Source organism: Dactylosporangium sp. NPDC005572 (assembly GCF_040605515.1).
Taxonomy (GTDB): Bacteria; Actinomycetota; Actinomycetes; order Mycobacteriales; family Micromonosporaceae; genus Dactylosporangium.
In genome coordinates this window covers 74,227-92,354 of sequence record NZ_JBEXCY010000007.1, presented here as the reverse complement: position 1 = coordinate 92,354, position 18,128 = coordinate 74,227, and the positions used below count along the sequence as shown (strand labels likewise).

The 18,128-nt window shown below is 71.4% G+C and carries 22 protein-coding genes; 16 read left to right on the top strand and 6 right to left on the bottom strand.

Annotation, left to right across the window (positions count from 1 at the left end; genetic code table 11):
• Positions 1–218 precede the first annotated feature (218 nt).
• The 5 genes from ABZS66_RS05855 to ABZS66_RS05835 are packed head-to-tail and all read left to right on the top strand — an operon-like array spanning position 219 to position 4,609.
• Positions 219–1,193, top strand: a complete 975-nt coding sequence (locus ABZS66_RS05855; protein ID WP_354755549.1) for an ABC transporter substrate-binding protein — start codon at positions 219–221, stop codon at positions 1,191–1,193.
• Complete coding sequence (locus tag ABZS66_RS05850) at positions 1,190–1,948, top strand: ABC transporter permease (RefSeq protein WP_354755547.1); 759 nt, start codon at positions 1,190–1,192, stop codon at positions 1,946–1,948. Before ABZS66_RS05855 ends, ABZS66_RS05850 begins: the two co-directional genes overlap by 4 nt.
• Positions 1,945–2,718 (top strand): ABC transporter permease subunit, encoded by a 774-nt coding sequence (locus tag ABZS66_RS05845; RefSeq protein ID WP_354755545.1) that lies wholly within the window; start codon positions 1,945–1,947, stop codon positions 2,716–2,718. The genes ABZS66_RS05850 and ABZS66_RS05845 overlap by 4 nt, the downstream gene beginning before the upstream one ends.
• Complete coding sequence (locus tag ABZS66_RS05840) at positions 2,712–3,473, top strand: ABC transporter ATP-binding protein (protein WP_354755543.1); 762 nt, start codon at positions 2,712–2,714, stop codon at positions 3,471–3,473. Before ABZS66_RS05845 ends, ABZS66_RS05840 begins: the two co-directional genes overlap by 7 nt.
• On the top strand, positions 3,473–4,609 hold the full coding sequence (locus ABZS66_RS05835) for a 4-hydroxybenzoate 3-monooxygenase (RefSeq protein ID WP_354755541.1): 1,137 nt from the start codon (positions 3,473–3,475) through the stop codon (positions 4,607–4,609). The genes ABZS66_RS05840 and ABZS66_RS05835 overlap by 1 nt, the downstream gene beginning before the upstream one ends.
• On the opposite strand, the gene ABZS66_RS05830 is transcribed toward ABZS66_RS05835, so the two are convergent.
• Together ABZS66_RS05830 and ABZS66_RS05825 are read right to left on the bottom strand one after the other, a co-directional pair.
• Positions 4,593–4,907, bottom strand: a complete 315-nt coding sequence (locus ABZS66_RS05830) for a hypothetical protein (protein WP_354755539.1) — start codon at positions 4,905–4,907, stop codon at positions 4,593–4,595. The two genes, ABZS66_RS05835 and ABZS66_RS05830, sit on opposite strands and share 17 nt — an antisense overlap.
• A gap of 70 nt (positions 4,908–4,977) precedes the next feature.
• Positions 4,978–5,823 carry a methyltransferase domain-containing protein gene (locus ABZS66_RS05825; protein ID WP_354755538.1) on the bottom strand — a complete coding sequence of 282 codons (846 nt, stop codon included), beginning with the start codon at positions 5,821–5,823 and terminating at the stop codon, positions 4,978–4,980.
• A gap of 76 nt (positions 5,824–5,899) precedes the next feature.
• On the opposite strand from ABZS66_RS05825, the gene ABZS66_RS05820 reads away from it, so the two are divergent.
• Together ABZS66_RS05820 and ABZS66_RS05815 are read left to right on the top strand one after the other, a co-directional pair.
• Positions 5,900–6,613, top strand: coding sequence for a DUF4184 family protein (locus ABZS66_RS05820; protein WP_354755536.1), 714 nt, complete (start codon positions 5,900–5,902; stop codon positions 6,611–6,613).
• The gene (locus tag ABZS66_RS05815; RefSeq protein ID WP_354755534.1) at positions 6,564–7,109 is read left to right on the top strand and encodes a GNAT family protein; all 546 of its coding nucleotides are present in this window, start codon (positions 6,564–6,566) and stop codon (positions 7,107–7,109) included. The genes ABZS66_RS05820 and ABZS66_RS05815 overlap by 50 nt, the downstream gene beginning before the upstream one ends.
• Here ABZS66_RS05815 and ABZS66_RS05810 read toward each other — a convergent pair.
• On the bottom strand, positions 7,064–8,032 hold the full coding sequence (locus tag ABZS66_RS05810) for a COX15/CtaA family protein (protein WP_354755532.1): 969 nt from the start codon (positions 8,030–8,032) through the stop codon (positions 7,064–7,066). The two genes, ABZS66_RS05815 and ABZS66_RS05810, sit on opposite strands and share 46 nt — an antisense overlap.
• 495 nt (positions 8,033–8,527) lie before the next feature.
• Here ABZS66_RS05810 and ABZS66_RS05805 point away from each other — a divergent pair, with 495 nt between their 5' ends.
• Genes ABZS66_RS05805 through ABZS66_RS05770 form a run of 8 tightly spaced genes read left to right on the top strand, consistent with a single transcriptional unit; the run spans position 8,528 to position 14,874 of the window.
• Positions 8,528–9,196, top strand: a complete 669-nt coding sequence (locus ABZS66_RS05805; RefSeq protein ID WP_354755657.1) for an ArsR family transcriptional regulator — start codon at positions 8,528–8,530, stop codon at positions 9,194–9,196.
• Positions 9,193–10,599: a Fe-S cluster assembly protein SufB gene (gene sufB, locus ABZS66_RS05800; protein WP_354755531.1), complete on the top strand. Its 1,407-nt coding sequence runs from the start codon at positions 9,193–9,195 to the stop codon at positions 10,597–10,599. The genes ABZS66_RS05805 and sufB overlap by 4 nt, the downstream gene beginning before the upstream one ends.
• A complete protein-coding gene (gene sufD, locus ABZS66_RS05795; protein ID WP_354755529.1) occupies positions 10,596–11,738 on the top strand; it encodes a Fe-S cluster assembly protein SufD in 1,143 nt (380 codons plus the stop codon). Before sufB ends, sufD begins: the two co-directional genes overlap by 4 nt.
• A complete protein-coding gene (locus ABZS66_RS05790; RefSeq protein ID WP_354755527.1) occupies positions 11,735–12,061 on the top strand; it encodes a bifunctional 3-phenylpropionate/cinnamic acid dioxygenase ferredoxin subunit in 327 nt (108 codons plus the stop codon). Before sufD ends, ABZS66_RS05790 begins: the two co-directional genes overlap by 4 nt.
• Positions 12,058–12,834 (top strand): Fe-S cluster assembly ATPase SufC, encoded by a 777-nt coding sequence (gene sufC, locus ABZS66_RS05785; protein ID WP_354755525.1) that lies wholly within the window; start codon positions 12,058–12,060, stop codon positions 12,832–12,834. Before ABZS66_RS05790 ends, sufC begins: the two co-directional genes overlap by 4 nt.
• An 11-nt stretch (positions 12,835–12,845) precedes the next feature.
• Positions 12,846–14,093 (top strand): cysteine desulfurase, encoded by a 1,248-nt coding sequence (locus ABZS66_RS05780; protein WP_354755523.1) that lies wholly within the window; start codon positions 12,846–12,848, stop codon positions 14,091–14,093.
• On the top strand, positions 14,093–14,551 hold the full coding sequence (gene sufU, locus ABZS66_RS05775) for a Fe-S cluster assembly sulfur transfer protein SufU (RefSeq protein ID WP_354755521.1): 459 nt from the start codon (positions 14,093–14,095) through the stop codon (positions 14,549–14,551). The genes ABZS66_RS05780 and sufU overlap by 1 nt, the downstream gene beginning before the upstream one ends.
• Positions 14,548–14,874, top strand: a complete 327-nt coding sequence (locus ABZS66_RS05770; RefSeq protein ID WP_238011286.1) for a metal-sulfur cluster assembly factor — start codon at positions 14,548–14,550, stop codon at positions 14,872–14,874. Before sufU ends, ABZS66_RS05770 begins: the two co-directional genes overlap by 4 nt.
• A gap of 76 nt (positions 14,875–14,950) precedes the next feature.
• Here ABZS66_RS05770 and ABZS66_RS05765 read toward each other — a convergent pair whose 3' ends face one another.
• Entirely contained in the window at positions 14,951–15,529 is a 579-nt protein-coding gene (locus ABZS66_RS05765) for a LysE family transporter (protein WP_354755655.1), read from the bottom strand.
• 238 nt (positions 15,530–15,767) lie between these two features.
• Between ABZS66_RS05765 and ABZS66_RS05760 the strand changes: the two genes are divergently transcribed.
• Complete coding sequence (locus tag ABZS66_RS05760; RefSeq protein ID WP_354755519.1) at positions 15,768–16,496, top strand: SDR family oxidoreductase; 729 nt, start codon at positions 15,768–15,770, stop codon at positions 16,494–16,496.
• On the opposite strand, the gene ABZS66_RS05755 is transcribed toward ABZS66_RS05760, so the two are convergent.
• Positions 16,483–17,142 (bottom strand): DNA alkylation repair protein, encoded by a 660-nt coding sequence (locus ABZS66_RS05755; RefSeq protein WP_354755517.1) that lies wholly within the window; start codon positions 17,140–17,142, stop codon positions 16,483–16,485. The two genes, ABZS66_RS05760 and ABZS66_RS05755, sit on opposite strands and share 14 nt — an antisense overlap.
• Positions 17,139–18,068, bottom strand: coding sequence for a neutral zinc metallopeptidase (locus ABZS66_RS05750; protein WP_354755516.1), 930 nt, complete (start codon positions 18,066–18,068; stop codon positions 17,139–17,141). The genes ABZS66_RS05755 and ABZS66_RS05750 overlap by 4 nt, the downstream gene beginning before the upstream one ends.
• Positions 18,069–18,128 lie beyond the last annotated feature (60 nt).

Genomic DNA, 18,128 nt, shown 5'->3' with positions numbered 1-18,128 from the left:
CTCCGCCAACGCCGACCCCCTGTTGCTCTCAGGCGACGTCCCGGGCAGCCGCCGCGCTCAGTCACGCTGGTTGTTCGTATGGCGAACATCTGTTCTCCAGGCGAAACCCTAGAGAGCTTGCGACGGACCGTCAACGGCTCTACGGTCGGTTCGAGCCGCTATCTGACGAACACAAGTTCGCTATCCGAACACCCCCAGATTGCCGGATGGAGTCCCAGATGCGCCGCCTAGCCGTCACCGCGCTCCTCACCGCCACCACGCTCCTCGCCGCCACCGCCTGCGGCGGCAACTCCAGCAACAACACGTCACCCACCCAGGCCGCCCCCGGGCAGCCCGACAAGGTCGCCGCCGGCGTGATCGCCATCGTCGACGTCGCACCCATCTACCTCGGCAAGCAGAAGGGCTTCTTCAGCTCCCGCAACATCGACCTGACCCTGGAGACCAGCCAGGGCGGCGCCGCCATCGTGCCCGGCGTCGTCAGCGGCCAGTTCCAGTTCGGCTTCAGCAACATGACGTCGCTGATCCTGGCCAGGTCCCGCGGCCTGCCGATCAAGGTCGTCGCCAACGGCGTCGCGTCCACCGGCAAGGCCGGCGCGGACTTCAGCGCCGTGCTGGTGAAGGGCGACAGCCCGATCCAGAGCGCGAAGGACCTGGCCGGCAAGAAGGTCGCGGTCAACACGCTCAAGAACATCGGCGACACCACCGTGCGCGCGTCCGTGCGCAAGGCCGGCGGCGACCCGTCCGGGATCCAGTTCGTGGAGCTGGGCTTCCCCGACCAGCCGGCCGCGCTCGCTGCGGGCCGGGTCGACGCGATCTGGGTCGTCGAGCCGTTCGTGACCGCGGCCAAGGGGCAGGGCGCCCGGGTCGTGGCCTCCAACTACGTCGACGCCGCCGCGGACCTCACCGTGGCGACCTACTTCACCTCGCAGGACCTCATCGCCAAGAACCCCGACCTGGTCAAGCGGTTCAAAGAGGCGATGGCCGAGTCGCTCGCCTACGCGAACGCGCATCCTGACGAGGTGCGGCAGATCATCACCACCTACACGCAGATCACCGCGGACGTCACCGCGAAGATCACGCTGCCGGCCTGGCCGGCCGAGGTGAACAGGGCGTCGGTGCAGACCTTGACCGACCTCGCGGTGCAGGACAAGCTGCTGGACAAGGCTCCCGCATTGGACGACCTCATCCCGTGAAAGCCTATGGACTGATCGGCGTGGCCGGGTTCGTGGCGCTGCTCGAAGCGGTGCCACGGCTCGGCCTCGTGCCGGCCGAATACCTGCCGCCCGCCAGCCGCATCGCCGCCGCCCTCGGCGAGGAGGCCCGGCACGGGGCGTTCTGGCAGGCGCTGCTCGACACCCTCCAGACCTGGTTCACCGGCCTGGCCATCGCGGCCGTCGCCGGCTTCGTCGCGGGCGTGGTGATCGGCTCGGTGCCGATCCTGCGCGAGTACACGGCGTCGACCATCGAGTTCCTCCGGCCGATCCCGTCGGTCGCGCTCATCCCGCTCGCGGTGCTGCTCTACGGCACCGCGCGCACCGCCACGCTGCTGCTGGTCGTCTACGCCTCGGTCTGGCAGATCCTCGTGCAGGTGCTGCACGGCGTGGCCGACGTCGACCCGATCGCCCGGGACACCGCCCGCAGCTTCCACCTCACCGCGTGGCAGAAGCTGTGGCGGCTCACCTGGCCGACCGCGCTGCCCTACACGGTGACCGGGCTGCGGCTGGCCACCGCGGTCGCGCTGATCCTCACCATCACCGGCGAGCTCATCATCGGTACCCCGGGCATCGGCAAGGAGATCGCCGTGGCCCAGTCGAGCGGCGCCGTCGCCGCGATGTACGCGCTGGTGGTCGTCACCGGCGTGCTCGGCGTCCTGGCCAACCTGCTGACCCGGGCCGGCGAGCGGCGGGTCCTGGCCTGGCATCCCGCCCAGCGGGCGGCCTCAGGATGAGCGCCGGCCTGAGAGCCCTCAAGATCCTGCTGCTCCCGGCGCTGATCCTGGCCGGCTGGTGGTTCTACTCCGCCGGCTCCACCGACTTCTACCGCCCGCCGCTCAGGGAGATCCTGGCCGTCTTCCCGGAGACCTGGATCGGCCCGCGGATCGTCGACGACGTGCTGCCCAGCCTGGCCCGGCTGGCCGTCGGCTACCTGGTGGCGCTCGTCGCCGGGGTCGGCCTCGGCGTGGTGATCGGGCAGCACGCCCGCGTGCGGGCGACCGTCGAGCCGGTGCTGGAGTTCGTGCGGGCCATCCCGCCGCCGGTCCTGGTGCCGATCCTCATCCTCGTGGCCGGCATCGGCGACCTGATGAAGGTGCTGGTCATCGTCTCCGGGTGCCTCTGGCCGGTGCTGCTCAACACCGTCGAGGGCGTGCGGGCCGTGGACGGCGTCCTGTCGGACACCTGCCGGACGTACCGGATCCGCGGCGGCCGGCGGCTGACCCATCTGGTGCTGCGCTCCGCCTCGCCGCAGATCGTCACCGGTGCGCGCCAGGCCCTGTCGATCGGCATCATCCTCATGGTCATCAGCGAGATGTTCGCGGCCCAGAGCGGCCTCGGCTTCACCGTCGTGCAGTTCCAGCGCGGTTTCCAGGTCCCGGAGATGTACAGCGGCGTGCTGCTGCTGGGCCTCATCGGCGTCCTGCTCGCCCTGCTGTTCCGGGTGTTCGAGCGGTGGAGCCTGGCGTGGTACCACGGCCAGCGCGCCGCGGAGAGGGAATGGTGATGCTGGAGGTCACCGGCCTGAAGAAGGTCTACGAGGGGCACGGGCGGCGGGTCGAGGCGATCGGCGACCTGACGTTCAAGCTCGCCGACGGGGAGTTCGCCTGCCTCGTCGGGCCGTCGGGGTGCGGCAAGACGACCCTCCTGCGCTGCGTCGCCGGGCTGCTCGCGCCCACCTCCGGGGAGGTGCGCGTCGGCGACCGGGTCGTCGACGGGCCGCCGGACGGGCTGGCGGTGGTGTTCCAGGAGTACGGCCGGAGCCTCTTCCCGTGGATGCGCGTCCGCGACAACGTGGGCCTGCCGCTGCGCTCGCCGAACAAGCGGCAGCTGGTGGACGAGGCGCTGGCCGCCGTCGGGCTGGAGGACGCGCACGACGCCTACCCGTGGCAGCTCTCCGGCGGCATGCAGCAGCGGGTGGCCATCGCCCGCGCGATCGCCTTCGAGCCGCGGGTGCTGCTCATGGACGAGCCGTTCGCCGCGGTCGACGCGCAGACCCGCGCCGAGCTGGAGGACCTCATCCGCGAGGTGTGGCAGCGGCTGCGCGTGACGCTGCTGTTCGTCACCCACGACATCGACGAGGCGGTGTACCTCGGCCAGCGCGTCATCGTGCTGTCGAAGTCGCCGACGCGCGTCATCGACACCCTCGACGTCGACCTGCCGCCCGGGCGCGACCAGCTCACCACCCGCTCGGCGGCGCGCTTCACCGAGCTGCGCGGGCACGTCTACGAGCAGATCCAGCTGGCGAAGCGAGGCAACTGATGCGCACCGGAGTCGTGATCATCGGGGCGGGCCCGGCCGGGCTGGTGCTCGGCCACCTGCTGCACCGGGCCGGCATCGAGTGCGTCGTGCTGGAGCGGCACAGCCGGGCCCGCGTCGAGCAGCGGATCCGGGCCGGCGTCCTGGAGCACGGCACGGTCGAGCTGCTCACCGAGCTGGGCGTGGCCGACCGGCTGCACCGCGAGGGCCTCGTCCACACCGGGGTCGAGCTGCTGTTCGACGGCGTCGCCCACCGGATCCCGCTGCGCGAGCTGACCGGGCGCGCGATCACGGTGTACGGGCAGCACGAGGTGGTCAAGGACCTCATCGCCCAGGCCGAGTTCCCGATCCGCTTCGAGCAGGGCGCCCTGCGGCTGCGGTCCGACCGGGCGGTGGAGACCGCCGAGGGCGTGGTCGAGGGCGACTTCGTGGCCGGCTGCGACGGCTTCCACGGCGTGAGCCGCCCCTTCGTGGAGGCGTCGCTGCGGGTCTACGAGCGGGAGTACCCCTTCGCCTGGCTCGGCGTGCTGGCCGCGACCCCGCCGAGCGCCGAGGAGCTGATCTACGCCCTCAGCGACGAGGGCTTCGCGCTGCACAGCATGCGGTCGCCGACGATCACCCGGCTGTACCTCCAGGTCGCGCCGGAGGAGCGGCTGGAGGAGTGGCCCGACGAGCGGATCTGGGCCGCGCTGCAGCGGCGCCTGGCCCACGACGGGTTCAGCCTGACCGAGGGCCCGATCCTGGAGAAGGGCATCACCGCGATGCGCAGCTTCGTGGTCGCCCCGATGCGCCACGGCCGGCTGTTCCTGGCCGGGGACGCCGCCCACATCGTGCCGCCGACCGGCGCCAAGGGCCTCAACCTGGCCGTACACGACGTGAAGGTGCTCGCCGACGGGCTGCGCCGCTGGTACGCGAGCGGCGACGAGGGCGGGCTCGCCGCCTACAGCGACACCTGCCTGCGCCGGGTCTGGCGGGTGCAGCACTTCTCCTGGTGGATGACCTCGATGCTGCACCTGGCCCCCGACGCCGACCCGTTCACGCGGGAACTGCAGCGGTCCCAGCTGCGCTACGTGGTCGGGTCGGAGGCCGCGGCGACGACACTCGCCGAGAACTACGTGGGCCTCACAGGAAGTCCGTGAACCCCGGCCGGAATCGGTCGTCCGGCTTGCCGAACGCGGTGAACACCAGCCCGCCCCGCGACTCCACGCCGGGCAGGTGCTCGATCATCCGATCATGCTCAACGACGCACGACAATGCCTGCGTGAGGTCGGACTCGAGCTGGTGGATCGCCTCCTCAAGGTCCTCCTCCCGCCGCGACCAGTCGATTTCTGCCTCGCGGAGCTGCTGGCCGGCCAGCTTCCCGATCAGCTCCGGATCGGTCACCGCAACTTCCAGGCGGCAGTAGATCTGCATGATGAGCGGTTCCGTGTGCCCCATTGCAAAAGGGTGGCACAGCAAAGATCGGGGACCCTAGAACGTGCAGATGAATTTACAGCCTGGCAACGAATTATGGTTCGCGGGTTTTCCTTTTCCGGGTGCCCAGTTGCACACTGCGCGCCTCGATCGAGTGCAGGTCGTCGCGGTGGCCGAGCCAGTCCGGACCGTCCGGGTCGAGCAGCCGCTCCCAGGTCCGCCGGTCCTCGCCGGCGAGCAGGTCGGTGTCCCGCAGCCACTCCAGGCGCCGGCCGAGCTGTGCCACGACCCGCTCCCGGTCGGCGGCGGACAGCGGCACCGGCCGCTCCAGCAGGAACGTCCGGGTGGTGACGTCCTCCAGCCCGGCGCGGCGCAGCGCCTCGGGCCAGCCGTACGGCATCGGGACGCTGCCGGGCAGCTCGGCCCGCATCCGGGCGAAGAAGCGGTCCTGGGCCGCGTCGAGGCGGACCTCCAGCCCGGGCTCGCCGACGCCGACGTCCCACGGGAGGTGCCGCGGCCGCAGCCCGCCCTCGGCGATCGCCAGCCGCCCGCCGGGCCGCACGAGCCGGGCCAGCTTGTCGAGCGTGGCCTGCTGGTCGCCGGCGTGGTGCACGGCCGCCGACGACCACACCAGGTCGGCCTCGGGCAGGTCCAGGGGCTTGTCCAGGTCCACGACGGCGAACTCGGCGGTCGCTCCGGCGTCCGCGACCACCGTCCGCGCGGCGTCGAGGACCTTCTCGTTGTGGTCGGCGGCGATGACCCGGTCGATGCGACGGGCCAGGGCGACCGTCATCCCGGCGCCGCCGCAGCCGACGTCGATCGCCACCCGGTCGGTGTCCCGCACCAGCTCGGCGGCGACCGCCGCGTACCACCCGGCCTCGTCGGTCGCGGCCGCCGCCAGCCGCGGCGCCTGCTCGTCCCAGTCCAGCGTGTAGGTCACCGCTCAACGGTAGAGGTGTTGTGCGGGTTTCGTGCACGCCGGGCGTTTTCGCGGCCTTCGTGGGCAGCATCGGGGCGTGCCTTCGACGTTGCCGACGCATCCGCTCGCCGTGCTGCCGCTGAAGCTGTGGCGGCCCCGGTGGTTCGACGGGGTCGCCCTCGCCACCGGGGCCTGCGCGCCCGACTTCGCCTACGCCCTCGACGGGTTCGGGGTCACCATCCGCAGCCACACGGTCCCGGCCATGTTCTGGTGGGGACTGCCGACGGCGGTCCTCGCCGCCTGGCTGGCCCGGCTCGGCGCGCCCGTCGTCGCCGCGCACCTGCCGAGCCTGCTGCGGGACTTCGGGGTGCTCGGCCGGGTGCGGCACCGGTGGTTCGTCACGGTGTGGTCGGCCCTGATCGGCGTGGCCAGTCACCTGCTGTTCGACCTGGTGACGCATCCGGGGCCGGTGGCCGCGTGGTACCAGATCCGCCGGGCCAGCGACGGATGGGCGGTGCTGCTGACGCCGCTGTTCCTGTGGTACATCGGGCGCCGCCGCCTGCTGCGGGACTGGCACGGGCCGGCGCCGGAGGTGCCGCGGGCGCCGCTGGCGTTCTGGGGCGTGGCGGTCGGCGTCACCGCGCTCGGGTTCGTGGCGACCTGGCTCCTGGGGTACCACGGCGTCCACGTCCTCGGCGTGCGGCTCATGACGTCGGCGGCGGTCGGGTTGCTCTGCGCGTCGGCGGCACTACAGTGGGCGCGTGCTGCTGGAGACCGACCGTCTCGTCCTGCGCCGGTTCCGCCCGGCTGACGCCCCCGCCCTGGCCGCCTACCGGTCCGACCCCGACGTGGCCCGGTACCAGTCCTGGGACGCGCCGTTCCCGCTCGGCGACGCGATCGCGTTCGTCACCGAGACCGCGCACCTCGACCCCGAGCGGGAGGGCTGGTTCCAGTACGCGGTCGAGGCCCGCGACGGCGGCGCGCTCGTCGGCGACGTCGGCGTGAACCGGGGCGACGGCGGCCGCCAGGCCGAGATCGGGTTCACGCTCGCGCCGGCGTTCCAGGGCCGCGGCTACGCCACCGAGGCCGTCCGCCGGGTCGTGGAGTTCCTGCTGGTCGAGGAGGGCCTGCACCGGGTGCGCGCGTCGCTCGACGCGCGCAACGCGCCGTCCGCCCGGCTGCTCGAGCGGCTCGGCTTCCGCCGCGAGGGCCTGAGCGTGCAGGCCAGCTGGTGGAAGGGCGAGTGGACCGACGACCTGCTCTACGCGGTGCTGGCCAGCGAGTGGTCGCGCTCCTCGACGGCCTGACCCGTTGCCCGTGGCGTCAGCGACAGCAGGACGCTGAGCGTCGACGTCCAGACCAGGCAGGCGCCCAGCATGTGCAGGATGACCACGGGCCAGGGGAGTCCGGTGAAGTACTGCACGAAGCCCACCACGCCCTGCGCCAGCTCCACGGCCAGCAGCGTGGCCGCGGCCCGCGTGACCCGCAGCGGCGCCCCGAGCGCGCGCAGCCCGAGCCACATCGCCACCGTGAGCCCGACCATCACGAACACGGCGTCGCCGTGCAGCTGCGACATGGCCGCCGGGTCGAACCCGGTCCGGCTGGCCCGCGTGTCGCCGGAGTGCGGCCCGCTCCCCGTGACGATGGTGCCGAGCACGAGCACGGCCGCGCTCACGACCGTGATGAGCACGCCGCCGGTGCGGATCGCCTTCGGCGCGGTCCAGGCGGGCGGGATCTCCCTGGTGCGGTACCAGAACACGTAGGCGATCGCGATGAGCACCATGGAGGCGAGGAAGTGGGTCGCCACGATCCACGGGTTGAGCTCCATGTGCACCGTGATGCCGCCGATGACCCCCTGCATGCCGATGCCGAGCAGCACCCAGATCGCCCCGGCCAGCACGCCCGGCACCCGCTTGCGCTGCCGCCAGGCCGCGATCAGCGCGACCGCGGAGATGAACCCGATGAGGAAGGTCAGCGTCCGGTTGCCGAACTCGATGACCCCGTGGAAGCCCATCTCCCGCGTCGTCACATAGGAGTCGTCGGTGCACCGCGGCCAGGTCGGGCACCCGAGCCCGGACCCGGTGAGCCTGACCAGCCCGCCGGTGACGACGATGCCAATGTTGGCGACCAGGGTGGCAAGGGCGGCCCGCCGCAGCGTGGCCCTGCTGTCGAGGAGTCGCAGCAGGAATCGCAGCACGCTGCCGAGCACCCGGGACAGGAAGCGCAGCACGCGCCGATACTACGCGAGGCTACATATCACCCCGCGTCGCCCCACGTGGCCGCGGTGGTGGAGCGCGGAAATGTCGGGCGCTTCGCACCCGACATTTCCGACATTTCGGTTATGTTCCGGTTGTGGCTCGCGGGTCGGGCGAGGTCGGGGCGGGGGCCGACCGCCGCGCTCCATGATCAAGGAAAACATCTGGCTGTCATGGCGACCAGAAGTTTCCCTTGATCATGGGCATGGCGCCCGCGGCGGCGCGCCAGTGCCGGACATATCCGTCCCCAGGCCCTGTGCTGCCGCCGCCCGTGCTCTGCGATCATGGGTGACGGCCCGCTGTGGGTAGGTTTGGTTAGGGTTACCTTCCGTGCCGTGGATCACCCGAGGGGTGGTTTGCTGGCCATCGGCGAATTACGTAACGTTGGTGTTGTGAAAAACGCCGAGGCGACCTCTCCTGCGGTCCGGCCGCAGGTCGCTGACGCGTGCCCGCCCGGCGCCGCGCTCGACGTGCGGACCCGGGACCGGGTCACCGAGCTGCTGCTCCAGCAAGGGTCCGCCACCGCCTCCGAGTTGTCGCTCGCCCTCGGGCTGAGCCCCGCGGGCATCCGGCGGCACCTCGACGCCATGCTCGCCGAGGGGCTCGTCGAGAGCCGCGAGCGGGCCGAGCGCGGGCGGCGCGGACGCGGGCGCCCGGCGCGGACGTTCACGCTGACCGCGGCCGCGCGCGAGGCGCTGCCGCACACGTATGACGGGCTGGCGACCGCCGCGCTGCGCTGGATCGCCGCGCACGGCGGGGCGAAGGCGGTGTCCGAGTTCGCCGCCGAGCAGGTCGCTGCGCTTGAGGAGCGCTGCCGCTCGGCCATGGCCGAGGCGGGCGACGACCCGCTCGCGCGGGCCGAGGCGCTCGCCCAGGCGCTGACCGCGGAGGGCTACGCCGCGGGCGCGACCACGATCGCGACCGGCGGGCAGCTCTGCCAGCACCACTGCCCGGTGGCGCACGTCGCCGCCGAGTTCTCACAGCTGTGCGAGGCGGAGACCCAGGTGATCTCCCGGCTGGTTGGCACGCACGTCCAGCGGCTCGCGACCATCGCCAACGGCGATGGCGTCTGTACGACCCACATTCCGGCGCCGGTGCTTCCCGGTGCCCGTCCCGATAGGCAAAGGAACGTGAGATGACGACTGCCGATCAGCTTGCCGGCCTCGGCCGGTACGAGTACGGCTGGGCCGACTCCGACACGGCGGGGGCCTCGGCGCGCCGCGGCCTCAACGAGGACGTCGTGCGCGACATCTCCGCCAAGAAGAACGAGCCGGAGTGGATGCTCGACCTGCGTCTCAAGGGCCTGCGGCTGTTCGGCCGCAAGCCGATGCCGGCGTGGGGCGCTGACCTGTCGCACATCGACTTCGACAACATCAAGTACTTCGTCCGCTCCACCGAGAAGCAGGCCGCGAGCTGGGACGAGCTGCCCGAGGACATCAAGAACACGTACGACAAGCTGGGCATCCCCGAGGCTGAGAAGCAGCGGCTGGTCGCGGGCGTCGCCGCGCAGTACGAGTCCGAGGTGGTCTACCACAAGATCCGCGAGGACCTCGAGGAGCAGGGCGTCGTCTTCCTCGACACCGACACCGCGCTGAAGGAGCACGAGGAGCTCTTCAAGGAGTACTTCGCGACCGTCATCCCGGTCGGGGACAACAAGTTCGCCTCGCTGAACACCTCGGTCTGGTCCGGCGGCAGCTTCATCTACGTGCCGAAGGGCGTGCACGTCGAGATCCCGCTCCAGGCGTACTTCCGGATCAACACCGAGAACATGGGCCAGTTCGAGCGGACCCTGATCATCGTCGACGAGGGTGCCTACGTGCACTACGTCGAGGGCTGCACCGCGCCGGTCTACTCGTCCGACTCGCTGCACTCCGCGGTCGTCGAGATCATCGTGAAGAAGAACGCCCGCTGCCGCTACACCACGATCCAGAACTGGTCGACCAACGTCTACAACCTGGTCACCAAGCGCGCCGTCTGCCACGAGGGCGCGACCATGGAGTGGGTCGACGGCAACCTCGGTTCCAAGGTCACGATGAAGTACCCGGCCGTCTTCATGACCGGCGAGCACGCCAAGGGCGAGGTCCTGAGCGTCGCGATGGCCGGCGAGGGCCAGCACCAGGACGCCGGCGCCAAGATGGTCCACGCCGCCCCGCACACGTCGTCCACGATCGTGTCGAAGTCCATCGCGCGCGGCGGTGGCCGCACCTCGTACCGCGGCCTCGTCCAGGTGCTCGAGGGCTCCCACCACTCGAAGTCGACGGTCAAGTGCGACGCGCTGCTGGTGGACACCATCTCCCGCTCGGACACGTACCCGTACGTCGACATCCGCGAGGACGACGTCTCGATGGGTCACGAGGCCACGGTGTCGAAGATCAGCGACGACCAGCTGTTCTACCTGATGTCGCGCGGCCTCACCGAGGACGAGGCGATGGCGATGATCGTGCGCGGCTTCATCGAGCCGATCGCCAAGGAACTGCCCATGGAGTATGCGTTGGAGCTCAACCGGCTCATCGAGCTGCAGATGGAGGGCGCTGTCGGATGAGCGCCCCCGCTCTGGTACCCCCGAAGACCCGCGCCCAGCAGGTCCGCTCGTTCGACGTCGCCGACTTCCCGGCGATCACCGGCCGCGAGGAGGAGTGGCGGTTCACGCCGCTCAAGCGCCTCCGCGGGCTGGCGGCGGCGACCGACACGACCGGTGCGACCGCCCCGAAGGCCGAGGTCGGCGACCTGCCGGCCGGCGTCACGGTCACCACGGTCGACCGCGGTGACGCGCGCGTCGGCTCGGCGCTGACCCCGTTCGACCGGATCAGCGCCCTCGCCGCCGGTGCGGCCGCCGAGGCGCTCGTCGTCTCGGTCGCGCGCAATGCGGTGCTCGACGCGCCGGCCGTGGTCCGCCTGGCCGGCTCGACGTCCGAGGTCGCGTTCGGGCACACGATCGTCGAGGTCGGGCAGCTCGCCGAGGCCACGGTCGTGCTGGAGCAGACCGGCACGGTCACGCTCGCCGACAACGTCGAGGTGCTGGTCGCCGACGGTGCGCGGCTCACGTTCGTCACCGTCACCGACTGGGACGGCGACGCCGTGCAGGCACAGCACATCCGCTTCCGGCTGGGCCGCGACGCGAAGGTCAAGCACGTGCAGGTGACCCTCGGCGGCGACCTGGTCCGGCAGTACACCAGTGTCGACTACACCGGCCGCGGCGGCGAGATCGACGCGTTCGGCCTCTACTTCGCCGACGCCGGCCAGCACTTCGAGCACCGGCTCCTCGTCGACCACTCGGTGCCCGACTGCCGCAGCTACGTGGCGTACCGTGGGGCGCTGCAGGGCGCCGACGCGCACACCGTCTGGGTCGGCGACGTGCTGATCCGGGCCGAGGCGACCGGCACCGACACGTACGAGATCAACCGGAACCTGGTCCTGACCGACGGGGCGCGCGCCGACTCGGTGCCCAACCTGGAGATCGAGACCGGCGAGGTCGCCGGGGCCGGCCACGCGAGCGCTACCGGCCGCTTCGACGACGAGCAGCTGTTCTACCTGATGTCCCGGGGAATCCCGGACGACCAGGCCCGCAAGCTCGTCGTGCGCGGCTTCTTCCACGAGCTGCTGCACAAGATCCCGGTCGAGGAGCTCCGCGACCGGCTCGGCGTGGCCATCGAGGCGCGTCTGGAGCAGGCCGGCTCATGATCCGTGTATGTGCGGCCACCGACGTGGCCAAGGGCGAGGCCGTCCAGGTGACCGTCGACGGCACCGAGATCGCGCTGGTCCACGCCGACGACGACAACTTCTACGCCGTCCACGACGAGTGCTCGCACGCCTCGGTCGCGCTCTCGGAGGGCGAGGTCGAGGGCTGCACCCTGGAGTGCTGGCTGCACGGCTCGCGCTTCGACCTGCGCACCGGCGAGCCCACCGGGCTGCCCGCCACCGAGCCGGTCCCGGTCTACCCCGTCGAGGTCCGCGACGGCGACGTCTACATCGACCCGAACCCGAGTAACGGAGTCACCAAGTGAGCGAGCTTTCCATCAGCAACCTGCAGGTCTCGGTCAAGCTGCCCGACGGCGAGCTCAAGCCGATCCTCGCCGGTGTGGATCTGACGGTCCGGGCGGGCGAGACCCACGCCATCATGGGTCCCAACGGCTCCGGCAAGTCGACGCTCGCGTACTCGATCGCGGGCCACCCGCGGTACGAGGTCACCGGCGGCACCGTCACCCTCGACGGCCAGGACGTCCTCGCGATGACGGTCGACGAGCGGGCCCGCGCCGGGCTCTTCCTCGCCATGCAGTACCCCGTGGAGGTCCCCGGCGTCTCGGTCGCGAACTTCCTGCGCACCGCCAAGACGGCGATCGACGGCGAGGCGCCGAAGCTGCGCACCTGGGCCGGCGAGCTGCGTGGCGCCATGGAGAAGCTGCAGATGGACCCGGCCTTCGCGCAGCGCAACGTCAACGAGGGCTTCTCCGGCGGCGAGAAGAAGCGCCACGAGATCATGCAGCTCGAGCTGCTCAAGCCGAAGATCGCGGTGCTCGACGAGACCGACTCCGGCCTGGACATCGACGCGCTGCGCATCGTGAGCGAGGGCGTCAACCGGGTGCGCTCGTCGGGTGACACCGGCCTGCTGCTGATCACGCACTACACGCGGATTCTTCGTTACATCAAGCCGGACTTCGTCCACGTCTTCGCCGGTGGCCGGATCGTGGAGGAGGGCGGGCCCGAGCTCGCCGAGCGGCTCGAGGACGAGGGCTACAAGCGCTACCTCGCCGACGCCGAACCGGCCCCACTCGCGTAAGGGTTCCATACATGAGCGCACTCGACGTTGAGTCCATCCGCAAGGACTTCCCGATCCTCGACCGGCAGATCAACGGCAACCCGCTGGTCTACCTCGACTCGGGAAACACCTCGCAGAAGCCGCGCCAGGTGATCGACGCGGTGCGTGAGCACTACGAACAGCACAACGCCAACGTGGCCCGCTCGGTGCACACGCTCGGCACCGAGTCGACGGAGGCGTTCGAGGGCGCGCGCGAGAAGATCGCCGCGTTCGTCGGCGCCCCGGCGGCCGCCGAGATCGTGTTCACCAAGAACTCGACCGAGGCGATCAACCTGGTCGCGCACGCGTTCACCGCGGATGCCGACGACCCGCGCTTCCGGCTCGGCCCCGGCGACGAGATCGTCGTGACCGAGATGGAGCACCATTCGAACATCGTGCCCTGGCAGCTGCTCGCCCAGCGGACCGGCGCGACGTTCAAGTGGTTCGGCATGACCGACGAGGGCCGGCTCGACCTGTCCCGGATCGACGAGCTGATCACGCCGCGGACCAAGCTGGTCGCGTTCGTGCACTACTCGAACATCCTCGGCACGATCAACCCGGTCGACGTGATCGCCGCCCGGGCTCGCGAGGTCGGCGCGCTGGTGCTGCTCGACGGCTCGCAGTCGGTGCCGCACGTCCCCGTCGACGTGTCGGCGCTGGGCGTCGACTTCGTGGCGTTCACCGGCCACAAGATGCTCGGCCCGACCGGCATCGGCGCGCTGTGGGGCCGCTTCGAGCTGCTCGACGCGATGCCGCCGTTCCTCGGCGGCGGTTCGATGATCGAGACCGTGGCGATGACCGGCACGACGTTCATGCCCCCGCCGGCCCGGTTCGAGGCCGGCACGCCGCCGATCGCCCAGGCGGTCGGCCTCGGCGCGGCCGTCGACTACCTGTCGGCGGTCGGCATGGACGCCGTCGTGGCGCACGAGAAGGCGCTCACTGCCTACGCGCTGGACGCGCTGCAGTCGGTGCCGGACGTGCGCATCATCGGCCCGAAGTCCACTGTGGACCGCGGCGCGACGATCTCGTTCACCGTCGAGGGCGTCCACCCGCACGACGTCGGCCAGATCCTCGACGACGAGGGCGTGCAGGTGCGCGTCGGCCACCACTGCGCGCGGCCGACCTGCGTGCGGTTCGGCGTGCCGGCGACGACCCGGGCCTCGTTCTACCTCTACACGACGACGGACGAGATCGACGCGCTCGTCCGCGGTGTGGAGCGGGTGCGGAAGGTCTTCGCCTGATGCAACTCGACCAGCTGTACCAGGAGATCATCCTGGATCACTACAAGCGCCCCCACGGCCGGGGGCTCCGGGCGCCGTTCGACGCCGAGGCGCACCACGTCAACCCCACGTGCGGCGACGAGGTCACGCTCCGCGTCACGATCAAGGGCGACGTGGTGGCGGACGTGTCCTACGAGGGCATGGGCTGCTCGATCAGCCAGGCGTCGGCGAGCGTACTGCACGATCTGCTCACCGGCGGCACGATCGCCGAGTCGCTGCGCCGACACGAGGCGTTCGCGGAGCTGATGGGCGGTCGCGGCGCGGTCGAGCCGGACGAGGCGGTGCTGGAGGACGCCGTCGCGTTCGCCGGCGTCGCGAAGTATCCTGCGCGCGTCAAGTGCGCCCTGCTGCCCTGGATGGCGTTCAAGGACGCGCTCAGCCGGGCTTCTTCTGCGGAGTCTACGGAGGAACCATCATGACCGCGGTACTCGCCGACATCGAAGAGGCGATGAAGGACGTCGTCGACCCGGAGCTCGGGATCAACGTCGTCGACCTGGGTCTCGTCTACGGCATCCACGTCGACGAGGAGAACGTGGCGACCCTGGACATGACGCTCACGTCGGCGGCCTGCCCGCTCACGGACGTCATCGAGGACCAGGCCCGCCAGGCCCTGTGCACCGGCCCGGGCGGCGGCCTGGTGTCGGACATCCGGATCAACTGGGTCTGGCTGCCGCCGTGGGGCCCGGACAAGATCACGGACGAGGGCCGCGACCAGCTCCGCGCCCTGGGCTTCAACGTCTGACCCGACCTCCGCCGGGACGGCCGCGCCGCGCGATTGTGCGCGCCGCGGCCGTTGCGCGTCTCCCGGGCGGGGCGGGTCAGGGGATCAGTAGCAGCAGGGCCAGGACCGCGATGACCGCCGCTGAGGACAGGGCCGTCCACAGGCGGCCGGACGGGCTGGTCAGCAGGCGGCCCAGCAGCGAGCCGCTGCCCGCGATCAGCAGCTGCCAGCTCGCCGACGCCACGAACGCCGCCGTCACCCACAGGGTCTCCGCGCCCGCGGACAGGCCGTCGTCGGCGCGGCGGCCCATCACGAGGGCGCCGAAGTACACGATCGTGGCCGGGTTGAGCAGGGTCAGGCCCAGCAGCGCGAAGTACGCCCCCAGCGGCCGGCTCATCCGGCCCTCGGCGGACCGGGCGGTCGCCGGCCGGCCCCGCGCGCGCAGCGCGTCGGCCGCCGTCTTGGCCGCCAGGGCCAGCAGGACGACCGCCGCGATCCAGCGGAGCGGGGTGGCGATCGGCGCGATCACCCCGGCGAGGGCGGCGCCGCCGAGCACGGCGATCACCGCGTACACGCCGTCGGCCGTCGCCACGCCCAGCGCGGCCGAGACGCCGACCCGCCAGGACGTGCGGGCGGCCAATGAGGCGATGAGGGCGCCGATCGCGCCGACCGGCATGGCGACGCCGTAGCCGGCGAGGAGGCCGGAGAGGACGACCTCCCCGAGCCCGCCGGCGCTCACGGCTGCTGCTTGCGGCTCGCCTCCGCCGGGGAGCAGGACTGTCGGCGCGCGCCTTCCCCCGCAGGGGCGAGGACACGGCTGCGACATCTCATGCTCGGCATGGCGCCGAGTCTGACGGCTCCCGAAGTACCGTGGCCACCGGTTTTTCTCCGTCCGAACGTGGAAGTGACGGAGTGTGGATCTCGAACTGAGCGGCCGGCGGGCACTGGTGACCGGCTCGTCGTCGGGGCTGGGGGAGGCCATCGCGCACACGCTGGCCGCCGAGGGGGCCGCCGTGGTCGTGCACGGGCGGGACGAGCGGCGCACGGCCGCGGTCGCCGAGGCGATCGGGGGCGCCCGTTACGTCCTCGGCGACCTGGCCACCGAGGCGGGCGCCGAGCGGGTCGCCGCACAGGCCGGGGACGTCGACATCCTGGTCAACAACGCCGGGCGCTACGACCGGCGGCAGTGGAGCGAGGCCTCGCCCGAGCGGTGGGTGGAGAGCTACGAGACCAATGTGGTGTCTGCGGTACGGCTGATCCGGCGCATGGTGCCGCCGATGCGCGACCGCGGATGGGGTCGCGTGGTACAGATCGGCGGGGGACTGGCCAGCCAGCCGGATGCGATGGCGCCGCACTACGAGGCGGCCCTCGCGGCCCGGCACAACCTGGCGGTGTCGCTCGCGCGCGAGCTGAAGGGCTCGGGCGTGACCTCGAACGTGGTGTCGCCCGGCGCGATCGACACCGAGGGGATCCGGCCGTTCGGCGCCGAGCTCGACGCCGCCGCCGCGGAGACGGACGTGGGGCGGCTCGGGCGGCCGGAGGAGATCGCGGCGGCCGTCGCGTACCTGTGCGGGACCGGTGCCGACTACGTCTGCGGCGCCACGATCCGGGTCGACGGCGGGCGGATCCTCAGCGCCTTCTGAGCGCCTCGCGGACCGACAGCGGGCTCAGCGCCGGGTGGCCCTCGACGAAGGCGCGCACGGCGGCCGGGTCGGTCTTCGCGTACTCGCGCAGGGCCCAGCCGATCGCCTTGCGGATGAAGAAGTCGGGCTCCGTCGCCCAGGCCGCGCAGTAGGCGAAGAGGCGGTCGGTGTCGGTGCGCCCGCCGTACCGGAGCTGATGCAGGATCGCCGTGCGCGCCGTCCACAGCTCGCCCGGGCGGACCGCCCACTCGTCCATCGCGGTCCGCAGCGCCGGGTGGCCGGCCACCATCGGCCCGACCACGTTCGCGGCCAGGATGTCGACCGTGTCCCACCACGACTTGGTGGTGATGAGCGTGCGGATCGCCGGCAGCGCGGCCGGGGTGAGGACCTTGGCGTGGCGGCGCAGGTAGTCGCAGGCGAAGTACTGGTACTCGCGCTCCGGCAGGGCCCAGCACGCGAGCGCGACCTCGACGAGCTCGCGCTCGGTCGGCTTGGCGGTGCCGGCCAGGACCTCGCGGGTCAGCGCGCGGCGGGGCTCGCTGGTGAGGCCGAGGAACTCGAACTGGTCGCGCATGTAGGCCTTCATGGGGCCGGCGCGGTCGGGGTCCGCGCCGGCCGTGAAGACCGCCTGGAGCCGTTCGATCACAGGCTGCTCGTACTGAAGGTGTCGCACCGGCGCGGGTCGCCCGTGTTGAAGCCCTGGAGGAACCACTTCTTGCGCTGCGCCGACGTGCCGTGGGTGAAGGCGTCGGGGTTCACCCGGCTGCCGGAGCGCTTCTGGATCGTGTCGTCGCCGATCGCCTCCGCCGCCTCGACCGCCTCGCCGACGTCCGCCTCGGTGATCGACTTGAACAGCGCGTCGCCCTGCGGGTCCTTCGTCTCGGTGGCGTGGTTGGCCCAGGTGCCGGCGTAGCAGTCGGCCTGCAGCTCCAGGCGCACCGACGCCGAGTTCGCGCCCTGCTGGTCGCCCTGTTGCGCCTTGGCGTTGGTGCCGAGCAGGTTCTGGATGTGGTGGCCGTACTCGTGGGCGATCACGTACGGCGCCGCGAACTCGCCGGAGGCGCCGAAGCGGCTCGACAGCTCGTTGTAGAAGGTGAGGTCGATGTACACCTGGCCGTCCGCGGGGCAGTAGAACGGGCCGACGCCGGAGTCCGCCTGGCCGCAGCCGGTGTTGACGGCGTTGCTGAAGAAGACCGTCTTGGCCGGCCGGTACGTCGTGCCGAACGACTGCGGGAGCATCTGCTGCCAGTACGCCTGCACCGAGTTGATGTAGAGGACGTTGCGGCAGTCGGCGTTCTTGAAGCGGTCCGGGTTGCTCTTGTCGCAGGACTTGCTGATGTTCGTGTTGTCGCCCTGCTCGTCGCCGCCCAGCATGCCGCTGCCGAAGAGCCCGCCGCCGCCGCAGATGACGATGGCCAGGATGGCGATGGTGATGATCAGGCCGCTCTTGCCGCCGCCGATCGGGATCGGGATGCCGCCGAGGCCACCGCCACCACCGCCGCCTCCTCCACCTGAGCCGCGGCGGTCGTCGACCTGGCTGGTGTCGAGATCCGCATCGTCGTTGAACTCCATCGCACACCTCGGGTTGGGGATCGACCGGCGTCTGCTTCGTGCGGGTACCCGATGATCTTG